Genomic DNA, 1,826 nt, shown 5'->3' with positions numbered 1-1,826 from the left:
GGGCCCGGGGCCGGCGGCCGTCCCTCCCCGGGAACGCACCGCCCCAGGACCACGTCTGACCCACTGCCGGCCCGGCCGTCGCAGCGCAGCGGCCACCAGGCGGACCGGCCAGCCGGTTCGAGTATCTTTTCGGGCAGGGGAGAGTGAGGATCCGCATGGACACGGCCGCAGCAACGGCTGGGGGCGCCCCCGGACGGATTCCGGTAGAGGACCGCGGCACCGTGCCGCCGCCCCGGACCGCCGGGCCGGCCGCCGCCGCGACCACGACCACCGACGCACCACCGGCCCGGCCCGGCCGGCTGCGGCACACCGCCGACCGGCTGCGGACCCGGACCGCGCCCCTCCGCACCCCGCGCCTGGACCCGTACTGGACCGCCGGGTTCTTCTTCCTCGCGTTCGCGCTGCTCTCCGTCTACCGGTTCCGCACCATGTCCATCTCCTCCTGGGACCTGGGCATCTTCGAGCAGGCCATACGGGGCTACGCGCACTTCCAGGCGCCGATAGTCGACCTCAAGGGCCCCGGCACGAACATCCTCGGCGACCACTTCAGCCCGGTACTGATCGTGCTCGCCCCCTTCTACCGGGTGTTCCCCTCCCCCGTGACCCTGCTGACCGCGCAGGCCGCGCTGTTCGCCCTGTCCGTGCTGCCGGTCACCCGCGCCGCCGCCCGCCACCTGGGCCGGGTCCCGGGCCTGGCCCTCGGCATCGCCTACGGCCTGTCCTGGGGCGTGCAGAAGGCCGTCGACTTCGACTTCCACGAGATCGCCTTCGCGCTGCCGCTGATCGCGTTCGCGCTCGAAGCGGTGCTGCGCGGGCGGTGGACCGCGGCGGTCTGCTGGGCCGCGCCCCTGGTGCTGGTCAAGGAGGACCTCGGGGTGACCGCGGCCACCATCGGCGCGCTCGCCCTGATACGCACCCGCCGGGCCAGCCCCCTGGCCATCGGCCTGGTCGCCTTCGGCATCACCGCCACCGCCGTCACCCTCGGCCTGCTGATACCCGGCTTCAACGGCTCCGGCTCGTACGACTACTGGACCAAATTCGGCGCCGACGGCGGCGGGGCCACCATCCCCCTCGACGACGCCCTCCGCACCACCCTGTGGGTCCTGCTCCCCACCACCGGACTGCTCGCGCTGCGCTCTCCCCTCCTCCTGGTCGCGCTGCCCACCCTCGGCTGGCGCTTCCTCTCCCACGAGCCGCACTACTGGGGCACCGACTGGCACTACAACGCCGTCCTGATGCCGGTCGTCTTCCTCGCGCTGATCGACGCCCTGCCGCGCATACGGGTCTCGGCCCGCCCCTGGCTGCGCGCGTACGCCCACCATCTGCCGGCCGCCGTCCTGGCCGCCGCCCTCGCCCTGACCGCCAATCTCCCCCTGTCCCGGCTCACCGAGGCCGCCACCTACCGCACCCCGCCGAACGTCACCGCCGACGAGAAGCTGCTGGAGCGGATACCCGACGGCGCGACCGTGGAGTCCGACATCCGGCCGCTGAGCCGGCTCACCCACCGCACCCAGGTCTTCTGGATCGGCGACACGGGGGGGCTGTCGCCCCAGTACGTCGCTGTCCAGCTACGTGGTGACCGCACGCCGCGGCAGGTATTGGCGGAGACGGCCGCCCGCCATCCCCGCTCCACGTATGTGGTGCTCGGCGACACCGCAGATCTACTGGTCTTTCGCCGGACCTCTGCGAAGTAGTTTTCGGCCCACGTTTTCGGGTGGCGCCGCCGTGCCTGTTTTTCGCCTGTCGGCGGGAGGGGGTGTGTAGGGGTGGGGCCCCGGTTTGTGGTGGGTGGCGGGTGCGCGGCCTCCGGGGTGGGTGTTCGGACT

At 72.9% G+C, this 1,826-nt stretch carries 1 protein-coding gene; it reads left to right on the top strand.

The features are described from left to right. Positions 1–155 precede the first annotated feature (155 nt). Positions 156–1,694, top strand: a complete 1,539-nt coding sequence (locus tag ACFWJW_RS37570) for a DUF2079 domain-containing protein (RefSeq protein ID WP_387249887.1) — start codon at positions 156–158, stop codon at positions 1,692–1,694. The last annotated feature ends 132 nt before the right edge of the window (positions 1,695–1,826 follow it).

Source organism: Streptomyces sp. NPDC127097 (assembly GCF_042724075.1).
Lineage (GTDB): Bacteria > Actinomycetota > Actinomycetes > Streptomycetales > Streptomycetaceae > Streptomyces.
Note: the sequence above shows the minus strand (reverse complement) of the source record. Positions and strands in the feature narration are given on the sequence as shown.

What these genes read in the sequence shown, in the direction of transcription:
- ACFWJW_RS37570 (WP_387249887.1), top strand. Translation starts at nt 156, where the DNA reads ATGGACACGGCCGCAGCAACGGCTGGGGGCGCCCCCGGACGGATTCCG.